The organism is Stenotrophomonas sp. 71799_Sma, assembly GCF_056482505.1.
On record NZ_CM151202.1, the window covers coordinates 4,615,385 to 4,638,748 of the forward strand.

At 67.8% G+C, this 23,364-nt stretch carries 21 protein-coding genes; 14 read left to right on the plus strand and 7 right to left on the minus strand.

Annotation, left to right across the window (positions count from 1 at the left end; translation table 11 throughout):
• Positions 1 to 304 precede the first annotated feature (304 nt).
• The 6 genes from ACZK4Z_RS21300 to ACZK4Z_RS21325 all read left to right on the plus strand — a co-directional run bounded on the left by ACZK4Z_RS21300 (position 305) and on the right by ACZK4Z_RS21325 (position 7,719).
• Positions 305 to 1,459: an SIS domain-containing protein gene (locus tag ACZK4Z_RS21300; protein WP_125895461.1), complete on the plus strand. Its 1,155-nt coding sequence runs from the start codon at positions 305 to 307 to the stop codon at positions 1,457 to 1,459.
• Entirely contained in the window at positions 1,452 to 2,390 is a 939-nt protein-coding gene (locus tag ACZK4Z_RS21305) for an ROK family protein (RefSeq protein WP_125895462.1), read from the plus strand. The genes ACZK4Z_RS21300 and ACZK4Z_RS21305 overlap by 8 nt, the downstream gene beginning before the upstream one ends.
• A gap of 16 nt (positions 2,391 to 2,406) precedes the next feature.
• The gene (locus tag ACZK4Z_RS21310) at positions 2,407 to 3,741 is read left to right on the plus strand and encodes a D-tagatose-bisphosphate aldolase, class II, non-catalytic subunit (protein WP_125895463.1); all 1,335 of its coding nucleotides are present in this window, start codon (positions 2,407 to 2,409) and stop codon (positions 3,739 to 3,741) included.
• 33 nt (positions 3,742 to 3,774) lie between these two features.
• A complete protein-coding gene (locus tag ACZK4Z_RS21315; RefSeq protein ID WP_012512390.1) occupies positions 3,775 to 4,551 on the plus strand; it encodes a DeoR family transcriptional regulator in 777 nt (258 codons plus the stop codon).
• A complete protein-coding gene (gene nagA, locus ACZK4Z_RS21320) occupies positions 4,548 to 5,675 on the plus strand; it encodes an N-acetylglucosamine-6-phosphate deacetylase (RefSeq protein WP_125895464.1) in 1,128 nt (375 codons plus the stop codon). Before ACZK4Z_RS21315 ends, nagA begins: the two co-directional genes overlap by 4 nt.
• Before the next feature lie 241 nt (positions 5,676 to 5,916).
• On the plus strand, positions 5,917 to 7,719 hold the full coding sequence (locus ACZK4Z_RS21325; RefSeq protein ID WP_125895465.1) for an MFS transporter: 1,803 nt from the start codon (positions 5,917 to 5,919) through the stop codon (positions 7,717 to 7,719).
• A 51-nt stretch (positions 7,720 to 7,770) separates the two neighbouring features.
• On the opposite strand, the gene ACZK4Z_RS21330 is transcribed toward ACZK4Z_RS21325, so the two are convergent.
• The 5 genes from ACZK4Z_RS21330 to ACZK4Z_RS21350 all read right to left on the minus strand — a co-directional run bounded on the left by ACZK4Z_RS21330 (position 7,771) and on the right by ACZK4Z_RS21350 (position 11,643).
• The gene (locus tag ACZK4Z_RS21330) at positions 7,771 to 8,187 is read right to left on the minus strand and encodes a SecDF P1 head subdomain-containing protein (RefSeq protein WP_219630880.1); all 417 of its coding nucleotides are present in this window, start codon (positions 8,185 to 8,187) and stop codon (positions 7,771 to 7,773) included.
• Between the two features lie 50 nt (positions 8,188 to 8,237).
• On the minus strand, positions 8,238 to 8,789 hold the full coding sequence (locus ACZK4Z_RS21335; protein ID WP_049461697.1) for an HdeD family acid-resistance protein: 552 nt from the start codon (positions 8,787 to 8,789) through the stop codon (positions 8,238 to 8,240).
• Positions 8,790 to 8,847: 58 nt separating this feature from the next.
• Entirely contained in the window at positions 8,848 to 9,543 is a 696-nt protein-coding gene (locus ACZK4Z_RS21340) for a ComF family protein (RefSeq protein WP_125895467.1), read from the minus strand.
• A 97-nt stretch (positions 9,544 to 9,640) separates the two neighbouring features.
• Positions 9,641 to 10,303 carry a hypothetical protein gene (locus ACZK4Z_RS21345; RefSeq protein ID WP_125895468.1) on the minus strand — a complete coding sequence of 221 codons (663 nt, stop codon included), beginning with the start codon at positions 10,301 to 10,303 and terminating at the stop codon, positions 9,641 to 9,643.
• On the minus strand, positions 10,300 to 11,643 hold the full coding sequence (locus tag ACZK4Z_RS21350; protein ID WP_478451069.1) for a chloride channel protein: 1,344 nt from the start codon (positions 11,641 to 11,643) through the stop codon (positions 10,300 to 10,302). Before ACZK4Z_RS21350 ends, ACZK4Z_RS21345 begins: the two co-directional genes overlap by 4 nt.
• A gap of 341 nt (positions 11,644 to 11,984) precedes the next feature.
• Between ACZK4Z_RS21350 and ACZK4Z_RS21355 the strand changes: the two genes are divergently transcribed.
• The 6 genes from ACZK4Z_RS21355 (at position 11,985) to bioC (ending at position 18,387) form a co-directional block, all read left to right on the plus strand.
• On the plus strand, positions 11,985 to 13,391 hold the full coding sequence (locus ACZK4Z_RS21355; protein WP_125895470.1) for a hypothetical protein: 1,407 nt from the start codon (positions 11,985 to 11,987) through the stop codon (positions 13,389 to 13,391).
• A gap of 158 nt (positions 13,392 to 13,549) precedes the next feature.
• Positions 13,550 to 14,593, plus strand: a complete 1,044-nt coding sequence (gene bioB / locus ACZK4Z_RS21360; RefSeq protein ID WP_125895471.1) for a biotin synthase BioB — start codon at positions 13,550 to 13,552, stop codon at positions 14,591 to 14,593.
• A 67-nt stretch (positions 14,594 to 14,660) separates the two neighbouring features.
• A complete protein-coding gene (bioF, locus tag ACZK4Z_RS21365) occupies positions 14,661 to 15,884 on the plus strand; it encodes an 8-amino-7-oxononanoate synthase (RefSeq protein WP_125895472.1) in 1,224 nt (407 codons plus the stop codon).
• A gap of 17 nt (positions 15,885 to 15,901) precedes the next feature.
• Positions 15,902 to 16,681: a pimeloyl-ACP methyl ester esterase BioH gene (bioH, locus tag ACZK4Z_RS21370; protein ID WP_125895473.1), complete on the plus strand. Its 780-nt coding sequence runs from the start codon at positions 15,902 to 15,904 to the stop codon at positions 16,679 to 16,681.
• 29 nt (positions 16,682 to 16,710) lie between these two features.
• A complete protein-coding gene (locus ACZK4Z_RS21375; protein WP_125895474.1) occupies positions 16,711 to 17,490 on the plus strand; it encodes an SDR family oxidoreductase in 780 nt (259 codons plus the stop codon).
• A 12-nt stretch (positions 17,491 to 17,502) separates the two neighbouring features.
• Positions 17,503 to 18,387 carry a malonyl-ACP O-methyltransferase BioC gene (gene bioC / locus ACZK4Z_RS21380; RefSeq protein ID WP_125895475.1) on the plus strand — a complete coding sequence of 295 codons (885 nt, stop codon included), beginning with the start codon at positions 17,503 to 17,505 and terminating at the stop codon, positions 18,385 to 18,387.
• Between the two features lie 256 nt (positions 18,388 to 18,643).
• On the opposite strand, the gene ACZK4Z_RS21385 is transcribed toward bioC, so the two are convergent.
• Both ACZK4Z_RS21385 and ACZK4Z_RS21390 read right to left on the minus strand, forming a co-directional pair.
• A complete protein-coding gene (locus ACZK4Z_RS21385; protein WP_478451568.1) occupies positions 18,644 to 19,288 on the minus strand; it encodes a YdcF family protein in 645 nt (214 codons plus the stop codon).
• Positions 19,273 to 20,235, minus strand: coding sequence for a pyridoxal-phosphate dependent enzyme (locus tag ACZK4Z_RS21390; RefSeq protein WP_125895476.1), 963 nt, complete (start codon positions 20,233 to 20,235; stop codon positions 19,273 to 19,275). The genes ACZK4Z_RS21385 and ACZK4Z_RS21390 overlap by 16 nt, the downstream gene beginning before the upstream one ends.
• A gap of 159 nt (positions 20,236 to 20,394) precedes the next feature.
• Between ACZK4Z_RS21390 and ACZK4Z_RS21395 the strand changes: the two genes are divergently transcribed.
• Complete coding sequence (locus ACZK4Z_RS21395; RefSeq protein ID WP_019337023.1) at positions 20,395 to 20,880, plus strand: hypothetical protein; 486 nt, start codon at positions 20,395 to 20,397, stop codon at positions 20,878 to 20,880.
• A gap of 548 nt (positions 20,881 to 21,428) precedes the next feature.
• The gene (mnmG, locus tag ACZK4Z_RS21400) at positions 21,429 to 23,318 is read left to right on the plus strand and encodes a tRNA uridine-5-carboxymethylaminomethyl(34) synthesis enzyme MnmG (RefSeq protein ID WP_049400865.1); all 1,890 of its coding nucleotides are present in this window, start codon (positions 21,429 to 21,431) and stop codon (positions 23,316 to 23,318) included.
• Positions 23,319 to 23,364: the final 46 nt, after the last annotated feature.

Consider the following 23,364-nt stretch of genomic DNA (forward strand, 5'->3'; position numbering starts at 1 on the left):
CACCGGGCGTTTCGAAAGCGATTGGGCCGACTCTAGGGCAGCGATTCGAAAGATGTCAACAAATTGAAAGGAAAAAGGAAGATATATTCCATTGAAACGAAAGTTGTTGCGCCGCAACACTTTGTGTAAGCGCTTGCAGGCGCCTGTTAAGTATTGTGCGATACGGCATTCGGCTCGTTCTTTCGTTTTTCGGAGCACTCCACGGCGGGAAAAGTCATCCCCCCATTTTCTTTCTTTTTACTTTCGCTATTTGACATTTCGAAAGAAAACACAGATGGTGCGCTGGCCCAACTGGAACCTCCGAATGGACGTCACCCTGCTTTCCGATGTGTCCGCCTGGCAGCGCCTTGGCGGAGCCGATACCGCTACCGAAATCGCCCAGCAGCCTGCGCTGTGGGACGCCCTCGCACAGGACCTGTCGCGTGCCCGCGACCGCCTGCAGGCCTTCCTCGGCGACAGCCTCAACGATCCCAACCAGCGCGTGCTGTTCACCGGCGCCGGCAGCTCCGGTTTCATTGCCGAAATGGTGGCCGATGCCATCAACGCGCAATGGCCGGCCGATGTGCGCGTGGTGCATACCACCAGCCTGCTGACCCACCCGGCGCTGTACCTGCAGCGCGAGCGCCCGACCCTGCTGGTCTCGTTCGGCCGCAGCGGCTCCAGCCCGGAAAGCGTGGCGGCGGTGGACCGCGTGCGCAGCGACGTGGATGACGCGCGCTTCCTCGACATCACCTGCAATGCCGATGGCGAACTGGCCCGTCGTGGCGCCGGCCGTGCCGATACCTGCACCCTGCTGATGCCGTCGGCCAGCTGCGACCGCGCCTTCGCCATGACCAGCAGCCTGACCTGCATGCTGCTGGCCGCACTGACCGTGTTCGACCGCTCGCCGTGGGATGCGCGTGTGGCGCGCCTGAAGCAGATCGCCGCGCTGGCCCGCGAAGGCCAGGCGCAGTGGGATGCACCGGTGGCGGCGCTGGCACAGCGCCCGTTCAACCGCATCATCTACCTCGGCAGCGGCCCGCTGGAAGCGCTGGCACGCGAGTGCGCGCTGAAGGTGCTGGAACTGACCGCCGGCCGCGTGCTGGCGCTGGCCAACACCCCGCTGGGCTTCCGTCATGGTCCGAAGTCGACGCTGGATGGCAACACCCTGGTGGTGGTGCTGCGCAGCGTGCAGCCACTGGCGCGCCGCTACGAACAGGACCTGCTGGAAGAACTGCGCCGCGATGGCGTGGCCGGCCAGGTGCTGGCAATCGGCCCGCATTCGGACATCGGCGCCGACGACGAGTACACCCTCACCGTACCGGCACTGGATGATCCCTGGCTGGCACCGGTGTGGCTGGGCTTCGCGCAGCTGTTCGCGCTGCAGCGCTCGGCTGCGCTGGGCCTGACCCCGGACAACCCGTTCCCGGACGGCACCGTCAACCGCGTGGTCAAGGGCGTCACCATCCACCATGGCTGAGCTGATCGCCCACGCCTGCTACGGCATCGACATCGGCGGCACCAAGATCGAGCTGGTGGCGTGCGATGCGGCGATGCAGGTCACCTGGCGCCGCCGCGTGGCCACGCCGCAGGGCGACTACGACGGTTTCCTGCAGGCGGTGGTGACCCTGGTCGCCGAGGCCGATGCCGCGCTGGGCCGCAGTGATGCGGCGATCGGCATCGCCCTGCCCGGCGTGCGCGACCGCCGCAGCGGCCGCCAGCTCAGCGCGAACGTGCCGGCGTTGACCGGCCACAGCGTGGCGGCCGACCTGCAGGCGCGCCTGCAGCGGCCGCTGCATTTCGGTAACGACCTGCAGTGTTTTGCCCTGTCGGAAGCACACGGCGGTGCCGCTGACGGCTACCCCAGCATGTTCGGCGCCATCCTCGGCACAGGCGCGGGTGGTGGCTTCTGCCTGCACGGCCGCCTGCTGTCCGGTTTCAACGGGCTGGCCGGCGAATGGGGCCACTGGAGCGTGCCCGGTCATCTGCTGCAGCGCCACGGCCTGTCGCTGATCGACTGCGCCTGCGGCCTGCAGGGCTGCGTGGAGCGCTATGTGTCCGGCAGTGGCGTGGCGATGATCGAGCGTCACCTCGGTGGCAGCGCCGCCGACGCCAGCGCGGTGATCGCGCTGGCCGAAGCCGGCGATGCGCGCGCGCGCAAGGCGCTGGACATCCATCGCGACCTGCTCGGCCACAGCCTGGCCGCGCTGGTGCTGGCGCTGGACCCGCACGTGATCGTGCTCGGCGGCGGTCTTTCGCAGTACGCGCCGCTGTACCAGCAACTGCCCGACGCCATCGCCGCCCATCTGTTCAAGGGTGTGCAGGTGCCACCGATCGTGCCGCCACGCTTCGGCGATGCCGGTGGCGCACGTGGTGCTGCCCTGCTCGCCTGCCAACCCTCGTTTTCCTGATGTCCGGAGCCTGACCATGTCCCCGTTGCAGACCCTGCTTGCCTCCCACCGCGCCGGTGCCAACGTCGGCCTGTACAGCGTCTGCTGCAGCAACGAGCAGGTGCTGCGCGCGGCCATGCACGTGGCGCTGGCACACGGCACCGTGCTGCTGATCGAGGCCACCTCCAACCAGGTCGACCAGTTCGGCGGCTACACCGGCATGACCCCGCCGCAGTACCGCGATTACGTGGGCACGCTGGCCGATGAGGAAGGCTTCCCGCGCGAACGGCTGATCCTGGGCGGTGACCACCTCGGCCCGAATGCCTGGCAGAAGCGCCCGGCCGCCGAAGCGATGACCCACGCGCGCGTGCTGATCGAAGCCTACGTCGCCGCCGGCTTCCACAAGATCCACCTGGACTGCAGCATGTCCTGCGCCGATGACCCGGTGCCGCTGCCCGATGCCATCGTCGCCGCGCGTTCGGCCGAGCTGGCCGAGATCGCCGAACGTACCGCCGCCGAGCACGGCCTGCCGCCGCCGGTCTACGTGATCGGTACCGAAGTGCCGATTCCCGGTGGCGAAGCCTCGCTGGCCGAAGGCCTGCAGGTAACCACGCCGGCCGCCGCCGCACAGACCCTGGCCATCCACCAGCAGGCGTTCGACACGCCGCAGCTGCGCGACGCGTGGCAGCGCGTGATCGCGATGGTGGTGCAGCCGGGCGTGGACTTCGACCACAGCAGCGTGCACGAGTACGACGCGACCGCCGCCAGCACGCTGGCCGGCTTCCTCGAACAGCAGCCGCGCATCGTGTTCGAAGCGCATTCCACCGACTACCAGCGCGAAAGCGGCCTGCATGCACTGGTGCGCGATCACTTCGCCATCCTGAAGGTCGGCCCGGCCGCCACCTTCGCCTATCGCGAGGCGCTGTTCGCGCTGGCCGCGATCGAGGCCGAGCTGCTGCCGGCCGCGCAGTGCTCGCGCCTGCCGCAGGTGCTGGACGAGGTGATGCTGGCGCAGCCGAAATACTGGCAGTCCTACTACCAGGGCGATGACGCCACGCTTCGCCTGCTGCGCAGTTACTCCTTCAGCGACCGCTGCCGCTACTACTGGGGCGAGCCGGCGCTGGTGCAGGCGGTGCAGACCCTGTTCGCCAACCTGGAACAGCACGCGCCGCCGCTGGTACTGCTCAGCCAGCACCTGCCGGAGCAGTACCGCGCCGTGCGCGAGGGCAGCCTGGCCAACACCCCCACCGCCCTGGTGCAGCACCGCATCGGCCTGTGCCTGGGCGAATACGCCCGCGCCTGCAGCGCCAACCAGGCCGGCCCCCGCACGCAGAATGCGGGCTCGGCTGCCGGCGTTCCTGCGAACGGCTAATCTCTACCTTTTCCCGCGAAACCGAGAATGGCCATGCGCAACACCCGCTCCCGCCGGCAACAGATCCTGCAGCTGCTGATCGAGCATGGCTCGGTGCAGGTGGCCGATCTGGTCGAGCGCTTCGGCGTGTCGGCGGTGACCATCCGTGCCGACCTGACCCACTTCGAGTCGCAGGGCCTGGCCAACCGTACCCATGGCGGCGCCACGCTCGTTCGTACGCCGCCGCAGGAACAGGACATCCACGAGAAAGACGCGCTGAACCTGCCGCTGAAGGAATCGATCGGTGCGCGCGCTGCGCGCCTGGTGCAGCCCGGCGACAACATCATCATCGACTCCGGCTCGACCACGATGACCCTGGCCCGCCACCTGCGCGCGCATCGCGACGTGACGGTGATGACCAACGGCCTGAATATCGCCTGGGAACTGGCCAATGCCGCAGGCATCACCGTACTGCTGACCGGTGGGCTGCTGCGCCAGCAGTCGCTGTCGCTGCAGGGCAGCCAGGCCGAGGCCAGCCTCAATTCGTACAGCTTCGACACCCTGTTCCTGGGTGTGGACGGCCTGGACCTGCAGTTCGGCCTGACCACCCACGACGAGGCCGAAGCCCGCCTCAACCACCGCATGGTCGAGCGTGCGCGCCGCATCGTGGTGCTGACCGACGCCTCCAAGTTCGGCCGCGTCAGCCTGCACCGCATCGCCCTGCTGGATCAGATCCACGCCATCATCACCGACGCCGGCATTGACGACGCAACCCGTGAGGGGCTGCAGCGGCTGGGCATCGAAGTGATCATCGCCGAGCCCGCCGCATGACCGACACCCGCACTCTGCATGGCCGCATCCTCACCCCGCTGGGTTGGCGGCGCGGCCACGTCCACTTCGATTCGCAGGTGCGCCAGCTGCAGGTGGATGACCACAGCGGTGCTGACGACCTGCAGCTGCCGGTGATCCTGCCCGGCTTCATCGACCTGCATGTGCATGGCGCGGCCGGCGTGGACCTGATGCAGGGCGGCGACGTGGCACGCACCATCGCCCGCACCCATCTGCGCTTCGGTACCACCACGCTGCTGGCGACCACCATGACCGCCGGGCTGGACGAGATCGAGCACGCGCTGCAGGGCGTGGCCGCCACCATGGCGGCACCCGATGCAGACGCCGCCAGCATCGTCGGTGTGCATCTGGAAGGACCGTTCATCAGCCCGCAGCGTCTGGGTGCGCAGCCCAACCGCACGATCGAGGCGACGCTGGCACTGGTGCAGCAGCTGCATGCGCTGGCTCCGATCCGGGTGATGACGCTGGCCCCGGAAATCGGTGAGCACACCGCGCTGATTCCCGCGCTCTCGGCGATGGGCATCCGCGTGCAGCTAGGTCACAGCGCCGGTACCTACGAGGAAGGCGTGGCCGCGCTGCAGGCCGGTGCCTCCGGCTTCACCCACCTGTTCAACGGCATGACCGGCGTCGATCACTATCGCCCGGGCATTGCAGCGGCGGCGTTGGCACATGCGCAGTACGCCGAGATCATTCCCGACCTGCAGCACATCCACCCCGGCGTGATCCGCCTGGCCGCGCGCGCGATCCCGCGCCTGTACGCGGTGACCGACGCCACCGCCGCCACCGGCATGCCCGATGGCGAGTACGCGCTGGGCGAACAGCGCGTGCACAAGTGCGGCGGCTGCGTGCGCCTGGCGACCGGTTCGCTGGCAGGTAGTGCACTGACCATGGACCAGGCGCTGCGCAACCTGGTGCAAGTGGGCCTGGAGCTGGCCGATGCCTCGCAACGTGTTTCCACCTTCCCGGCGGACTACCTGGGCCTGGACGATCGCGGCCGCATCGCGCCCGACGCCCGCGCCGACCTGGTGGTGCTGGACGCCGAACTGCGCCTGCAGCAGGTGGTGGTTGGTGGGCGGGTAGTCGATTTGAACGCCGCAAACGCCTGATATCTGCGTTTTTGTAGAGCCGAAGGCAATGGCAGGAGCCATTGCCAACGTCGCTTGCGACGGCCCGGAGGGTGCCGATCAGGACGATCGGCATAGCCATGCTCGGCTCACCGCGCGAAGCGCGGCATGGAGAACCTCAATATCGGAACGGAAAGCAGCCGAGCATGGCTCGGCTCTACATGAAGCGCGCAAGCGCAATGCCTCAGCCACGCACCATCCCCGTTATTCCAGGAATACGCCGATGACCGCAGCCGCCGCACCTGCCGTACCCGCTTCCACCGCTCCGCGCTGGCCCGTACGCTACCTGCTCTTCATCGGCGGCCTCGGTGGCCTGCTGTATGGCATCGACATCGGCATCATCGCCGGCGCCCTGCCCTATCTTGAAGCGACTGCCAGCCACGCGTGGCAACTCAGCAGCCAGCAGCTCGGTTTTGTTGTGGCTGCGGTGCTGCTGGGCAGTGTGTTGTCCTCGCTGTTCGCCGGCATGATTGCCGACCTGATCGGCCGCCGCGGTGCGATGCTGCTGGCCGGGCTGCTGTTCACCGCCTCAATCCCGATCATGGCACTGGCCTCGGGCTACACGCCCCTGCTGCTCGGCCGGCTGCTGCAGGGCATCAGTGGCGGCCTGATCGGCGTGGTGATTCCGCTGTACCTGGCCGAAGTGCTCAGCCCCGAGCGACGCGGGCGCGGCGCGGCCATGTTCCAGCTGCTGCTGACCGTTGGCCTGGTGCTGGCTGCCCTGATCGGCCTCTACCACGCGCACGCCGTGGATGCCGCCGCCGAAGCCGTGCGCTCACTGCCGGTCGCGCAGCAGGCGCAGGAGCTGTTTGCGGTGAAGGACCACGCCTGGCGCACCATCTTCTGGACCTGCCTGGCGCCGGGCCTGCTGTTCTGCGCCGGCATCTTCTGGTTGTCCGAATCGCCGCGCTGGCTGGTGCGTCGCGGCCGCATCGATGATGCGCGCCGCAGCCTGCAGCGCGTGCTGCCCGCTTCGGAGGTGGAGCCGACGCTTGCACAGATCCAGGCACCGGAATCGAGCAGCGGCAGCGGCAAGCGCGACCCGCTGCTCAGCCGCCGCTACGTGGTGCCTTTCCTGCTCGCCTGCGTAGTGCTGGCCTGCACCCAGGCCACCGGCATCAACTCGGTGCTGGCCTACGCGGTGAACATTCTCAACCAGGCGGGCCTGTCCGGCTCGGTGGCCAATGGTGCCGATGTGGCGATCAAGCTGCTCAATGCGGTGATGACCGTGGTCGCGCTGCTGCTGGTCGACCGCAAGGGCCGCAAGTTCCTGCTGATGCTCGGCAGTGGCGGCATCTGCGTGGCCCTGCTGGCCGCCGCCACCCTCTTCTTCCAGGCCGAACGCGGTCGCACCGACGTGCAGCCGCAGCTGCAGGCGGCGGTCAGCGGCGATGGCCTGCAGCTGGTACTGGACGATACGCAGTGGCAGCGCTTGGGCGCTGGCATCGACAGCGAAGGCCGGCCGATGCAGCTGACCGTCTCCTACGCCTACGGTGACTTCACCAACGTGCGCGCCCTGCGCAGCGACAACCTGACCGACCGCGAGCTGCGCATCGAGCGCGCCGGCACCGTGCAGCCCGACAGCGTGATCGGCGCGTTCTTCCGCAAACTGCACCTGAACCCGTTCGCCGATCCGGCCGCTGCAGCGCAGGCGCCGCTGCGCATCGAACAGGCCCGCATCGGCCCGGTACCGCCGCCGGCGCATGGCTGGGCGGTGGCCGCCTGCATCCTGGTGTTCGTCGCGTTCTTCGCGGTTGGCCCCGGCGTCTGTGTGTGGCTGGCACTGTCGGAGCTGATGCCGAACCGCATCCGCTCCAACGGCATGAGCATCGCGCTGCTGATCAACCAGTTCGTGTCGACCACCATTGCCGCGATTTTCCTGCCCACGGTCGGCCACTACGGCTATGCCAGCATGTTCGTGTTCTGGGCGGCGTGCACCTTCGTGTTCTTCCTGGTGGCCGCGTTCTGGCTGCCGGAAACCAAGGGCAAGTCGCTGGAAGAAATCGAAGCACGGTTCGCCCGGTAGCGGTCGACCTTGGTCGACCTCCGCGCGCAGCGCGGGTTCATGGTGCGCCCGTCATTCGCCGGTGATGTGCCTGGCCAGTTCCCGCGCTTCGGCAACGCTGGACAAGCCGCTCAGCATCATCGATTCGCCGAACGGCCCCTGCACCGTCGCCACCATCAGCACGCGGCCATCCACGCTGATCGCCGCACGCTGGCCCACCAGTGCCGCGGTGCCATCGTGGATGCGCTGATGCGCCTCCGGCCGATAGCGGATCTGCAGGCCCGGCTGCTTGCCTTCATCCAGCACATAGCGCACATCGGCAATATCCGCGCTGCCGGCAATCGGCGGCTCGCGCAGGGCGAGGGTCTCGCCCTGCCACTGCGCCGGCGTACCCTTGCCCGCCGCATCGACCGCACTCAGGCGCACGTCCACGCCGGGGCGTGGCGCATGATCCTTGCCTGCCAACGCACCGGGCGTAGCGCCCGGCATGCATCCGGTCAGGGTCAACGCCATGCCCAGCAACAGGGGAAGCGCAGCCTTCACTTCAGCTTCCGCAGCTTGAACGCCACCAGCACCTGCAACAGCCCGTACAGCAGGCTGCCGATGCCGATCCACAGCGTGGTCACCGCAACGCCCGCATACGGGTTGGCCGCGAACAGCACGCCCAGCACCACCGCCAGCACGCCACTGAGGATCAGCAGCCACTCGCCCTGGATCTGCTTGCGCACGCGGATCGCGAACACGATGCGATAGATGCCGGCCACCAGCAGCCACGCTGCCAGAAACAGCACCAGCACGCTGGCGGTGGCCAGCGGATTGATCACCGCCAGGATGCCGAAACCCAGCGAGGCGATGGCATACAGCGCCAGCCAGCCACGCGAGGCACCGCTGCCGCCGCTGACCAGTGCGAACAGGCTGATGACACCTTCAACGATGGCCATCACACCCAGCGTCCATGCCAATGCCATGGCTGCAGACAGCGGCCAGCCGATGGCGACGATGCCAAAGCCCAGCGCAACCAGCCCATACAGCAGGAGGATCCACCAGCTGCGCCCAACCGCCGACAACAAGGGAGACAAGGGGGAATTCATGGCCACTCCTTCGATCCGGAACCGGGCTCATCCTAGCCCCTGGTGATGAAGAGGGCGATCACGGCGCCCGCGCGCAGACCCATACCCGCACCTCGTCCGCTCCCACCCACCGCAGCGTCTCCGCAACCTCCATCACCGTGCTGCCGGTGGTCATCACATCGTCCACCACGGTCAGTCGCGGCGGCACCGGACCACGTACATCGAACGCATCGAACAGGTTTTCCCTGCGCTGTTCGGCCGTACGCTCGGACTGCGGCGCGGTATGCCGCCGCCGGTACAGCCCTTGCCAGACCGGCATCGGCAGCAACCGGCATAGCTCGCCCGCCTGGTTGTAGCCGCGCTGGCGCAACCGGCGATTGTGCAGCGGAACCGGCACCAGTGGCGGACACCACCAGGGCGGCGGCGCGCGCTGCATCAACTGCGCGAGCAGGCGACCGGCGGCGAGATCCTGATGGAACTTGTAGCGCACCAGCAGCTGGTCGACCGGTGGCAGGTACAGCAGGCTGGCATGGGTAGCGGCCTGCGGTGGCGCTTCCTCGCGGCAGCTGCCGCAGACGATCAGGGCGTTGTCGGGCAGCGGCAATGCACAGCGCAGGCAGGCGCGGCCGGCCCACGGCAGGTCGGCAAGGCAGGCGCGGCACAGGTCAAGATCATCGTGGCCCGGGTCGCCGCAGACCAGACACCGCAGTGGCAGGAGCACGCGAAGCAGCACTGCGGGCCAATCCGCCGGTAGAGGGAGGTAGGCAAGAGGCATACCCCAACCTGCCCGCGCAGCGATGCCGGAACCATCACCGGCAACCACACCGGACGGTCAGGAAAGCGGACGCAGTGCTGTCGGCCGTCTCATCGGGTCAGTCACGCAGCGATGCCCGCCAAGCCACCAGGGCGGCGGCGGCACGCTGGGTCCTGTACTCATCCGGATTGACGCCCATCTCATTGCGCGCCATGCCGGCAAGGGCCATACACAGTTCCTGTTCGCCTGCACCGCGCAGGAGCTGGGACTCGATGCGATCTGCATAGGCGGCGTACTCGCCACGGCAGTCCGGATTGGCCTGGATGCCTATTGGATCCCAAACATAGTGCAGGACTTCATCCACCGCTCGGCCCAGTGCACCGCGCCTGCGGTCTGCCGTCTGACCGACCTCCTTCCAGTGTGGCGTGTTGTGCAGTGCCTCGAACGGCATCGGCACCGGCGATAACAGGTAGGAGATACCGTCTTCGTCCTGCTTGACGTGCCAGACGCCAATTCCGACATCCGCCATGTGCTCCGACAGCGGGAAAACGAAGGCAGGCAGCCACAACAGCTCGATGCGGCCATCTCCCTGCCAGCCCAGTGCGGTGAACATCCCGGCTGCGGTCTCCCGGTAGGCCTGCGCGGCAGGCTCGCCGACCAGTTGCCCCGGATCCAGCATGAACACCCGGTTGTCGATGTACTCGACCACGCTGCCATGGAACTCGCGCAAGCGCTCGGGCGGGTAATCGATGACCTGTTCAGGGGCGATGGTGTAGCTCATTTCGTGAAATCCTTTCCGCTGGGAGGCGAGTGTGGCGCGACGGCGGGCATCATCAACAACTCCGCCAACCCGCGATAGATCGGCACGCGGCACACCAGCCCGGACACGCCACGAGCGATCAGCACCGTGGCCAGGATCGGCAGCAGCAGATCGCCGCTGTCGGTCAGCTCCAGCGAAATCACCGCCGAGGTCAGCGGTGCCTGGGTGACGCCGGTCAGATAGGCGCACATGCCTAACAGTACAAATGCACGCGGGTCCACGCCAGGCATCAACACCGCCAGGTTGTGGCCAAGGCCGGCACCGACCGCCAGCGCCGGCGAGAACAGGCCGCCGGGAATACCGGCCACGTACGATGCGAGATTGGCCAGCAGCTTCATCAAACCAAATTCATGGCCCACCATCGCCTGCCCCTGCACCAGGCTGCGCGCCTGTTCGTAGCCGGTGCCGAACGCACCTTCACCGAAGACCAGGGCCAGCAGTACCACCACCAGGCCGCAGCCTGCGGCCAACAGAACCGGATGTCGCTGCCGCAACTGGCCCAGCCAACGTGGGCGGCCCGCCGCACTCGCCAGCACCGCACGCGCGAACAAGCCTCCGAGCAGCCCGGCCACCACGCCACACAGCAGGATCGCCAGCCAGCCCTGGCCCAGCGGTAGCCGCGCGCTTACATGGCCGAAATAGGTGTAGTTGCCCAGCAGGCCCAGCGACACCACGCCGCCCACGATCACCGCGGTCAGCAAGGTGCCGGAGAAACGATGCTCGAAGCGGCCGCTGAGCTCTTCGATGGCGAAGACGATACCGGCCAACGGCGTGTTGAACGCCGCCGCGATGCCTGCCGCGCCACCGGCCAGCAGGAAGTGCGAGAGCTCGCGCGGGTCCTTGAAGCCGAACCAGCGGCCGAACAGGTACATCAGGCTGGCACCCACATGCACCGTCGGGCCCTCGCGCCCGACCGACGCGCCGCCAAGCAGCGACAACGAGGTCAGCAACAGCTTGCCGGCCGAGACCGCAGGCGAAAGATTGGTCCTGCGAAACAACTCATCCGGCTTGTCCAACGCGGCGATGACCTGCGGAATGCCGCTGCCCCGCGTGGGCTTCAGCACGCCCGCGGTCAACCAGGCCAACAGCGCGAAGATGCCGGGCGTAAGCAGCAGGGCCCACCACCGCGAGTGCGCGGTGATGCGCTGGAACAGATGGAAGGCCGCGTCGCTGGCCTTGGCGAACAGGATGGCCACCAGTGCCACGGCCACGGCGCCGCCCCAGAGCGCGGCACGGCGGCGCCAGGCCTCGCTGAGAACCAGCGCGGTGATGCGGCCGCGGAGGCGATGGCGATCAGTCATGGGACAGAGTCTGCGCGCCAGCGCTTTGGTTGGGCAGCGGCCACTGTGGCCGAAGGCCTTGCAGGATGTGGTGAATACGCTCACGCGCCGGGAACCGCATGCTTTGGCAGCAATGGCATGCCGTCCCACATGCGTGAAGGCCGGCCGATTCCTGCCGGGTTCGTCCACCGCGCCTCGTGGAGGTAGCATTGCAGCCGCTGCCCTCTGGGGAGGGGTGCAGCTCCGCCGGCAACGAAAGGCCGCCACCGCTCGTCATCGCGGTAGCGCTTGCCAGCACCTGCGTGCCGACATCTGCGTGAATTGCTTCGTTCTCGACATCCTCAATGACAATGGAGTGTGAGATGAATGCCTACGACCCGCTGGATCACATCATCCATCTTCGTGATGGCACGCTGCAGGAATCAGACCTTCGCCGGATTGTCGGTCGCGCGCTGCAGGCTAGGTCACCTTCCGGAATCGTCATCCATGTACATGGCGGCCGCGTTTCGCAGAAGCGTGGACGGCGCATCGCAGAAACCCTGCATGACCCCTATGTGCGGGCACAGGCCTACCCCTTGTTCTTCGTCTGGGAAACGGGTGACATCGAAGCTCCGTTGAACAACCTGGGCGAGATCCTGGGTGCAGTACTCGCCAAACTGCTCTTCAGGAAAGTCCAGGACAAGATCCTTGAAAAGCTCGGCGGTGAACAGGCATTCACGCCCGGCATGAAGATCCTCAACGCCGCGCCACACGACGAGGAGAGCCTTTCGGCAGATCTCGCACAGGAGTTCGCTGAAGATCCCGAGGTGAACCAGGCCCTTGCCGAGGCCCGGGAGGATTACAGGGAGGCGACGCTGACGCCCGTAAACAAGATGCTGGCACATGAACCGCCAGCCGAACACGCGGCCATCGTCAACGAGCGCACGGCAATGGAACTGTTTGGCACTCCGTCACCCAACAAGGCCGTAGCATTGAACTGGATCGCGCTGGCCATCAAGGTGGCCAGACTGGTGATACGCGTTTGGCAACGCCAGCACAGTGGCCGGGGCCGGCCAGGTGCCGTCTCCGCCGTGATCGTGGAAGAAGTACTGCGAGAGTTCTATCTCGATGACGTGGGGCGCATCGGCTGGTGGAATCCCATGAAGAAGGATGCACAGGATTCATTCGACGGCCCGGCATCGGGTGGCGTCAGATTCCTGCGCGAGCTGCACAGGCAGTTGCAGTCCGAAGCCTCTGTTCCCCGCATCACGCTCGTCGGCCACAGCGCCGGCAGCATCTTCCTGTGCGAGCTGTTGGACCAGGCGGCGCAGATCCTTCCGGATCTGAAGTTCGACCTTATTCTCGAAGCGCCTGCGGTGACGTGTCGTCGGTTCGCGCGTGCCATCTCGAAGCACGAGGACCGAATCGGGAGGTTCCGGCAATTGGCGATGAAGGATGCCGACGAAGCCAACGAGCGCTCACTGTTCTTTCCCGGTTCGCTGCTCTACATCGTGTCCAACATCTTCGAAGATGCTGCCGATGAGCCTCTGCTCGGCATGGAGCGCTTCTTCACCCGGGAGAACGTCTATCGCAACTCTGCGGCGTGGGCAGACATCTCGGCCTGCCAGGCGTTCTTCGCCCGGAAGGGAAAAAGCGCGGTGAGCTGGTGGACCCTTGATGACCTCAATGCCGACCAGCGCGAAGGTTGGGGCCACGGCTACTTCGATGACGGTCCCTTCATCCTCGGCAAGGTGACCGCGTTGATCAGCGAAACACCGCACACGCCTTGATGCCGATCACTTTTCGCGCTCGACGACAGAAGCAACGCTCCGGGCGGGATCGCCCGGAGTGCAAACACTGTAAACCATGTGAACATGAATATTGTTGACAGCCTGCGCACGCCCACCCACACTGCCGCCCTCGCTCCACTCGTACCCAAGGTCCCGCCATGGCTGCCGCCATCCGCCACGACTGGCAACACGACGAACTGCAGGCGCTGTTCGATCTGCCGTTCCCCGAGCTGCTGTTCCGCGCCGCAGCGGTCCATCGCGAGCACTTCGACCCGTCGCAGGTGCAGGTTTCCACGCTGCTGTCGGTGAAGACCGGCGGCTGCCCGGAAGACTGCGCGTACTGCCCGCAGGCGCAGCGCTACAGCACCGGGGTGAACGCGCAGAAGCTGATGGAGACCGACGCGGTGCTGGCCAAGGCACGCCAGGCCAAGGCCGCCGGTGCCTCGCGCTTCTGCATGGGTGCCGCGTGGCGATCGCCGAAGGACCGCGACATTCCGAAGGTGGCGGCGATGATCGCCGGGGTGAAGGCACTGGGCCTGGAGACCTGCGCCACGCTGGGCATGCTCAGCGGCGAGCAGGCGCGTGCGCTGAAGGATGCGGGCCTGGACTACTACAACCACAACCTCGACACCGCGCCGGACTACTACGATTCGATCATCCACACGCGCCAGTACCAGGACCGTCTGGATACGCTGGAGCACGTGCGCGATGCCGGCTTGAAGACCTGCTGCGGTGGCATCGTCGGCATGGGCGAGACGCGCGCGCAGCGCGTCGGCCTGCTGCTGGCGCTGGCCTCGCTGCCGGCACATCCCGATTCGGTGCCGATCAACAAGCTGGTACAGGTGGCGGGCACGCCCCTGCATGGCAGTGCCGAACTGGACCCGTTCGAGTTCGTGCGCATGATGGCGGTGGCACGCATCGCCATGCCGCGCTCGATGGTGCGGCTGTCGGCCGGGCGCGAGGCGATGAGCGACGAACTGCAGGCGCTGTGTTTCCTTGCCGGTGCCAATTCGATCTTCTACGGCGACAAGCTGCTGACCACCGGCAACCCGGAGAGCGAGCGCGACCTGGCGCTGTTCGCGCGGCTGGGACTGCAGCCGATGTCGGTGCAGGTGGATGCCGAGGGCCACGACCACGGCGGCACCGTGCACGCCGATATCAGTGCCGATACGCCCGGCTGTGGCTGCGCTCACGCGGCCTGAGACGGGCCGCAAGCAGGCGCCGCGGCAACGCGCTACCCTAGCCGCCCCGTCGACGCATTCAGCCACCATGGCCCGCCCCGACCTGACCGCCCGCCTCCACGCCCAGCGCGCCCTGCGCGATGCCCAAGGCCGTCGCCGCCCGCGACGCACGGTCAGCCGTCGTGATGGCGTGCGCCTGGAAGTGGACGGCCAGTGGCTGACCGGCTTCTGCAGCAATGATTACCTGGGCCTGGCCCAGCAGTTCAGCGTGGTCAATGCGCTGCAGGATGCTGCCGCGCGCGAAGGTGCTGGCGCTGGTGCCTCGCACCTGGTCTGCGGCCACCACGCCCTGCACGAGGCACTTGAACGCGAAGTGGCCGAGTGGCTGGGCTATCCGCGTGCGCTGCTGTTCGGCAGTGGCTTCGCAGCCAACCTGGCGGTGCAGCAGGCATTGCTGAGCGAAGAGAACGATGTCTGCGTGCAGGACAAGCTCAACCACGCCAGCCTGCTCGATGCGACGCGGTTGGCCGGTGCACGCCTGCGCCGCTATCCGCATCTGGATGCAGAAGGCGCGATGCGTCAGCTCAAGCACGCGCCCGATGGCGCGGCGATGCTGGCCACCGATGGTGTCTTCAGCATGGATGGCGACATCGCACCGCTGCGTGCATTGTCGCTTGTGGCACGCCTGCAGCAGGCGCTGTTCTACGTCGATGACGCGCACGGCGTGGGCGTGGTCGGTGATGGCCGTGGTGCCGTGGCCGCCGCCGGGCTGGGCGTGGACGACGTACCGCTGCAACTGGTCACGCTGGGCAAGGCACTGGGCGGTTCCGGTGCACTGGTACTGGGCCGTGACGACCTGATCGAGCATCTGGCCGAAACCGCGCGCCCGTACATCTACACCACCGCCGTGCCACCGGCGATGGCCGCTGCGGCGCTTGAAGCAGTGCGCCTGGCGCGCCGCGACCACTGGCGCCGCACCAAACTGACCGACCTGATCGCGCTGTTCCGCAGTGAAGCACGTCGCCACGGCCTGGACCTGATGGCTTCGGAAACGCCGATCCAGCCGCTGCTATGTGGTGATGATCATACCGCCGTGGCGATGTCCACGACGCTGGAACAGGCCGGCTGGCTGGTCGGCGCAATCCGCCCACCGACGGTGCCGGAAGGCAAGGCACGCTTGCGCGTCACCCTGTCCGCACTGCATACGCCGGAACAGGTGCGCGGCCTGGTGGAGGCCATCGCCAGCGCGCGCGACCGCGTGACCCTGGCCGTGCGTGAAGCCGCGCCACCGCCGCTGCCCGCTTTTGCCTGAGTTCCGTGTCGTTGCCCATGCATATTGAAGTGACCGGCCGTGGGCCGGACCTGGTTCTGATCCACGGCTGGGCCCTGCAGGGCGGTGTGTTCGCACCACTGGTGCAGCGCCTGGCGGACCAGTTCACCCTGCACCTGGTAGACCTGCCCGGCCATGGCCACAGCCGCGAGGACACCACGCCGCTGCGCCTGCCGTTCGTGGTCAATGCCATTGCTGCGGCCACGCCGCCGGCGGTGTGGTGCGGCTGGTCGCTGGGCGGCCTGTTCGCGCTGCATGCTGCCGCGACGCTGCCGAAGGTGCGCGGGCTGGCGATGATCGCGGCCACGCCGCGCTTCGTGCGTGGCGAAGACTGGCCGCACGCGGTGGAACCGGCGGTGTTCGAACAGTTCGGGCGCGAGCTGGCCAGCGACTTCGGTGGCACCCTGGAGCGCTTCCTGGCGCTGGATGTGATGGGCTCGGCACACGCCCGCGAGGAGCTGCGCACGCTGCGCCAGCGCCTGGTCGAGCGCGGTGCACCCACCGAACGCGCCCTGCTGGAGGGCCTGCGCCTGCTGGAAAGCACCGATCTGCGCGGCGCGCTGCCGACGCTGGGCAGGCCCAGCCTGTGGATCGCCGGCCAACGCGACCGGCTGGTATCTCCGGCGGCGATGCAGGCCGCCGCGGCACTGACCCCGGGCGGGCAGGCGCTGACCATCGCCCACGGCGGCCATGCGCCCTTCCTCGGCCATGCCGACGAGGTTGCCGCCGCCCTGCAACACTTCGTTGCCGGCCTGTCACCGGCCGATGGCGGACAATGAGCGCCTTCCGAATTCCGCAGGACTGACACATGGATCTGGGTATCAATGGCCGCTGGGCACTGGTCTGCGGCGCAAGCAAGGGGTTGGGCCTGGGCTGCGCGCGTGCGCTGGTGCGCGAGGGCGTCAACGTGGTGATCGTGGCCCGCGGTGAAGCCGCCCTGCAGGCCGCCGCTGAAGAGCTGCGCGCGCTGGCCGGTGCCGCCGAGGTGCGCGCGGTCGCCGCCGACGTCACCACCGAAGCCGGCCGCGTCGCGGCGCTGGCCGCATGCCCGCAGGTGGACATCCTGGTCAACAACGCCGGTGGCCCGCCGCCCGGTGATTTCCGCAATTTCGAGCGTGACGACTGGATTGCCGCGCTGGACGCCAACATGCTGGCGCCGATCGCGCTGATCCGCGCCACCGTCGACGCGATGATCGAGCGCGGCTTCGGCCGTATCGTCAACATCACCTCGTCGGCGGTGAAAGCCCCGATCGATTTCCTGGCGCTGTCCAACGGCGCGCGCAGTGGCCTGACCGGTTTCGTCGCCGGCCTGTCGCGCCGCACCGTGGCCCACAACGTCACCATCAACAACCTGCTGCCCGGCCAGTTCGACACCGACCGCCTGCGCGCCAACTTCGCCCACAGTGCGGGCAAGGACGGCGATGCTGGCGAAGTGGCCGAACGCCGCCGCCAACAGATTCCCGCCGGCCGCTTCGGCACGCCGGACGAGTTCGGCGCCGCCTGCGCCTTCCTGTGCAGTGCGCAGGCCGGTTACCTCACCGGGCAGAACCTGCTGATCGACGGCGGCGCCTACCCCGGTACGTTCTAAGAGACTTTCGCAATGCCGTCCCACTTCGATGCCCGCCACGTCCGCCGCGCGTTCGCGCGTGCCGCCAGCAGCTACGACGCCGCCGCCGCCCTGCAGCGCGAGGTGCAGTCGCGGCTGATCGAATCGCTGGACTACCTGGAAGCACGCAAGCCCGAGGTGGTGCTGGACATCGGCGCGGGTACCGGCCATGCCAGTGCGTTGATGAAAAAGCGCTGGCCGAAGGCGCAGGTGATCGCGCTGGATGTGGCGCTGCCGATGCTGGACCAGGCCAAGCGCCAGGCCGGGTGGTGGAAGCCGTTCCAGCGCCTGTGCGGTGACGCCGCCGCGCTGCCGCTGGCCGACAACAGCGTGGATGTGATCTTCAGCAACCTGTGCCTGCAGTGGGTGGACGACCTGCCGGCGGTGTTTGCCGGATTCCGTCGCGTACTCAAGCCGGGCGGCCTGCTGGTGTGTTCCACCTTCGGCCCGGAAACCCTGATCGAACTCAACGAGGCATTCGCGGCCGCCGATGACCGCCCGCACGTGAGCCGCTTCGCGCAGATCGCCCAGTTCGGCGATGCGCTGATGATGGCCGGCTTCCGCGACCCGGTGCTGGACCGCGACCTGTTCACCCTGACCTACGACGACCTGCCGTCACTGATGCGCGAACTGCGTGCGATGGGCGCGACCAATGCACGGGTGGACCGACGCCACACGCTGACCGGGCGTGGCCGTTTCGCCGCTGCGGCAGCGGCGTATGAACCGATGCGCCGTGCCGACGGCAAGCTGCCCAGCAGCTGGGAAGTGATCTATGCGCACGCCTGGGCACCGGACCCGGGCGCGCCGATCCGCGAAGGCGGGCATGACGTGGCCGCGGTGCCGGTGTCGGCGATTCCGATCCGGCGCAAGCAGAGCTGATCGTCCGGTAGTGCCGGCCGCTGGCCGGCAACTTCATGATTCCATGCTGGGCATCTGCCGGCCAGCGGCCGGCACTAACGCATTCCACACCGCACGCGAATCGCTCTGGTAGGTGCCAACCTTGGTTGGCACACCCCATCAGATCGCGGTGCCGCCAGCAGTGTGCCGACCAAGGTCGGCACCTACCAAAGGCGGGTATGGGCCGGCACGTGAACCGGGTAGCGCCGGGCCATGCCCGGCGAGCGCAGCGGCACCCTCAGGTATTGGCCGGCGAACTCAGCGGCGGGCGCACCAGGTCGCGGTGGAAGAAATAGATTTCCTGCGCCAGGAAGCGCCAGCTGGTGTGGAAGCTGCGGAAGCGCGTGCTGGGCGTGGACGAGGCCAGCGCATCGATGCCCAGCGCCTTGCTCAGGCGCAGCGCGCGCGCCATGTGCAGCGGATCGCTGACGATGATCACCCGGTGCAGGTCGCGCTGGTCCATCAGCCGCTTGGCTTCAACCAGGTTCTGCACGGTATTGCGCGAGGCGGTTTCGATCAGGATCGCATCGTCCGGCACGCCATGTTTCAGCGCATAACGCCGCGCCACCTGCGATTCGGAAAAACGCGCACCGGTGCCACCGTAGCCGCCGGTGAAGATCAGCAGCGGCGCGTACTGGGCCTCGTACAGGTCCAGCCCATGCCGGATACGCTCTTCGAACACCGGTGACGGCTTGGCGTCATAGGCGGCCGCACCCAGCACGATGATGGCGTCGGCCTTGGCGGCCTGGTCACGCTCGCCGACCCAGACGATCCAGGCAGTCACGCCCAGCAGCCAGATCACCAGCAGGACAAACAGCCGCCACAGCCAGCCCAGCAGGCCGGTGCGAGGCCGCTGCCGGTCGCGGCTCAAGGCGACCCCCAGCGCAGCGCTGGCAGGTCGACGTTGCCGCCGGACAGCACCAGGCCCACGCGCAGTCCGGAGAAACGTTGCGGCTGCGCCAGCACCGCAGCCAGCACGGTGGCCGAGGACGGCTCAACCACCTGCTTGAGCACCTCCCACAGCAGGCGCATCGCGGCCATCGTCGCCGCGTCATCGACCACGATCACCTCGGCACTGGCCGCGCGCAGCAGTTCGAAATTGGGCGCGCCGATCAGGGTACGCAGGCCATCGCAGATCGTGTCCGGGGTGAACGCGTCCTGGCGCTCGCCAGCGGCCAGCGAGCGCGCGGTATCGTCGGCACCGGCCGGCTCGGCCAGCACCAGACGGGTCTGCGGGCTGGCGTGCTGCAGCGCCAGCGCAGTGCCGCTGGCGAGGCCGCCGCCGCCCACCGGCACCACCAGCACGTCGAACGGGCCGTCGCTGTGCAGCAGTTCCAGGGCGGCGGTGCCCTGTCCGGCCATCACCGCCGGATTCGTATAGGGATGAACCAGGGTCGCACCGGTGTCGGCCTGCACTTTGGCGCAGGTGGCCTCACGGTCGGCAATGGTCGGCGGGCAGTGCCAGAGCGTGGCGCCATGCCGGGCAATATTGGCCAGCTTGGCCGCCACCGCGCCTTCCGGCACCACCACATGGCAGGGAATGCCACGGGTGCGCGCGGCCAGCGCCAGGGCGGCGCCGTGATTGCCAGAGGAGTGGGTGACCACGCCGGCACTGGCGGAATCAGCCTCCAGCGACCACACCGCGTTGCAGGCACCGCGGAACTTGAACGCACCACCACGCTGCAGGTGCTCGGCCTTGAAGGCCAGCTGTGCCCCGGCCAGCGCATCGAGCGTGTGCGAGCGCAGCACCGGGGTCACGCTGGCATGCGGGGCGATCCTCGCGGCAGCAAGCAGGACGTCGTCGGCGCGGGGCAACAGTGAATCGCTCATGACGCAAGATTAACGTATGCCCCCGCGCTGGCGACCGGGACACAGGTCATGCCAGCATGCAGCCCTACGCCTCCATTCATCCTGGCCGGCGGAATTAAGGGCCGATTCAACGCTGGCGCCAGAAGCTGACTGCACACCCGTCCTCTGGGGGGACCCACCATGAAAATGCGCCTGATGCTTGCCGGTGGCCTGTTGCTGGCCCTGACCGGCTGCACCACCTACGACTATGTCGGCGGCGGCCGCAGCGGCAGCTACTACCACGGTGCGCCGTCGGTGGAATACCGCTACCCGGCCGGCTATCCCTACAACTACGGCCCCTACTACGGTGGCTATGGCGGCTACTACGGCGGCTACGGCAACCCGTATTACTCGCGCCCGATCTACCGTCCGCCGCACAACCACCGCCCGCCGCCGCGTCCGGGCAATGGCGGCGAGCACCGTCCGCCGCCGCCGTCGCGTCCGTCGTACAACGGGGGGTCGCCGTGGCGGAACATGGACTCCATGCGCCGCCCGCCGCAATCGAACGCCCAGCCGTCGGCGCCCCCGCCGCAGGCCCGTCCGGCACCGGCACCGAGTGCGCCGAGGATGAACGGTTCCCCCTGGCGCAATATGGATCGTGCGACGCAGCGCACAGTTGAGCGCTGAACCGTCTTGCATTTCACACGGTCTAAGCCGCAATCTACGCGGACAGTGACGGCCCGCGTCACAAAGTGACAAAAACGACACGGGCCGCCGCAAAAAGCTCTACGTCGATATCCGACAGGAACATCTGGATCCCCCCTGTTCCGGCCCTGTCGGATGTCGGCACCTCTGAAAACAGACGGCCCCGCAATGCGGGGCCGTTTGTTTTGTTGGGTCGCCAACCGGCGAGGGCCCCAGCATCAGTAGCTCCACGCCATGCGTGGATGGCGCCTTCCCGACAACCGCAAAAAAACAGGGCCGGACAGTCCCCCGACTGCCGGCCCTCTGCTCCCCCACCGTGCGCCTGTACCGGCCCCTGTTCCAATTCCGGTCACGGGCGCCTACGGCGCCAGCCACGGTGGGTGCTATTGGGTTATCTGCAAAAATCCTGCCAACTTTAGGGCTGATTTCGGCGCTGGCCGGCCGGCGGCGACGTCCCGGCCCCGAATGGCGCTAAAATCGCCACCCCGGCGCCGCCTCCGGCCGCGCCCGCCCCCAGCTGAACAGCCCCCATGAATCCGTCCTTCCATCGTTACGACGTCATCGTCATCGGCGGTGGCCACGCCGGCACCGAAGCCGCGCTGGCCGCGGCCCGCACCGGCGTGCGCACCCTGCTGCTGACCCACAACATCGAAACGGTGGGTGCGATGAGCTGCAACCCGGCCATCGGCGGCATCGGCAAGGGCCACCTGGTCAAGGAGATCGACGCCCTCGGTGGTGCGATGGCGCATGCCGCCGACCGCGCCGGCATCCAGTGGCGCACGCTCAATGCCTCCAAGGGCCCGGCCGTGCGCGCCACCCGCTGCCAGGCCGACCGCAACCTGTACCGCATGGCGATCCGCGCCATCGTCGAAGGCCAGGCCAACCTGACCGTGTTCCAGGCCGCCGTGGACGACCTGGTCATCGAAGGCGACGCCGTGCGCGGGGTCATCACCCAGACCGGGCTGCGCTTCGATGCCGAGGCCGTGGTGCTGACCGCCGGCACCTTCCTGGCCGGCAAGATCCATGTCGGCCCGACCCAGTACGCCGCCGGCCGCATGGGCGACCCGCCGGCCACCACACTGGCCGCGCGGCTGCGCGAGCGCCCGTTCCAGGTGGACCGCCTGAAGACCGGCACGCCGCCGCGCATCGATGGCCGCTCGCTGGACTACAGCGTGATGGACGAGCAGCCCGGCGATTCGCCGCGGCCGGTGATGTCCTTCCTCGGCTCGGTGGACGAGCATCCGCAGCAGGTCAGCTGCTGGATCACCCACACCACTGAACAGACCCATCAGATCATCCGCGACGCGCTGCACCGCTCGCCGCTGTACAGCGGCCAGATCGAAGGTATCGGCCCGCGCTACTGCCCGTCCATCGAGGACAAGGTGGTGCGCTTCGCCGAGAAGGCCAGCCACCAGATCTTCGTCGAACCCGAAGGCCTGGGCATCGTCGAGATCTACCCCAACGGCATCTCCACCTCGCTGCCGTTCGACGTGCAGCTGGAGATGGTGCGCAGCATCCGTGGCTTCGAGAACGCACACATCACCCGCCCCGGCTACGCGATCGAGTACGACTTCTTCGACCCGCGCGGGCTGAAGGCCTCGCTGGAGACCAAGCTGGTCAACGGCCTGTTCTTCGCTGGCCAGATCAACGGCACCACTGGCTACGAAGAGGCCGCCGCGCAGGGCCTGCTGGCTGGCCTCAACGCCGCACGCCAGGTGCGCGGGCTGGACGGCTGGTGCCCGCGTCGCGACGAGGCCTACCTGGGCGTGCTGGTGGATGACCTGATCACCCACGGCACCAACGAGCCGTACCGCATGTTCACCAGCCGCGCCGAGTACCGCCTGCAGCTGCGCGAGGACAATGCCGACCAGCGCCTGACCCCGACCGGCCGCGAAATGGGCCTGGTGGATGATCGCCGCTGGAGCGCGTTCGAGACCAAGCAGGCCGCCGTCGCTGCCGAGCGCGCACGCCTGGGTGCGCTGTGGGCAACCCCGGCCAATGCACTGGGCCGCGAAGTGAACGAGACACTGGGCGTGGCGGTCAGTCGCGAGACCAATGTGCTGGACCTGATCAAGCGCCCCGAGCTGGATTACGCCAAGCTGATGCAGGTGCCCTCGCTGGGCCCAGCGGTGGCCGATGGCAAGGTCGCCGAGCAGGTGGAGATCGGCGTGAAGTACGCCGGCTACCTTGACCGCCAGCGCGAGGAGATCGAGCGCCAGCAGCGGCACGAAGCCACGCCGATCGCTGAAGCCTTCGATTACGCGACGGTGCGCGGGCTGTCGGCCGAAGCGCTGCAGAAGCTGGAGCGCGTACGCCCGCAGACCATCGGCCAGGCACAGCGCATTCCGGGCATGACCCCGGCAGCGATCTCGCTGCTGCTGGTGCATCTGGAGCGCGCACGCCGGGGACGCGTGGCATAACACGAGCGCGATAGATGCCATCCACGCATGGCGTGGATCTACTGCA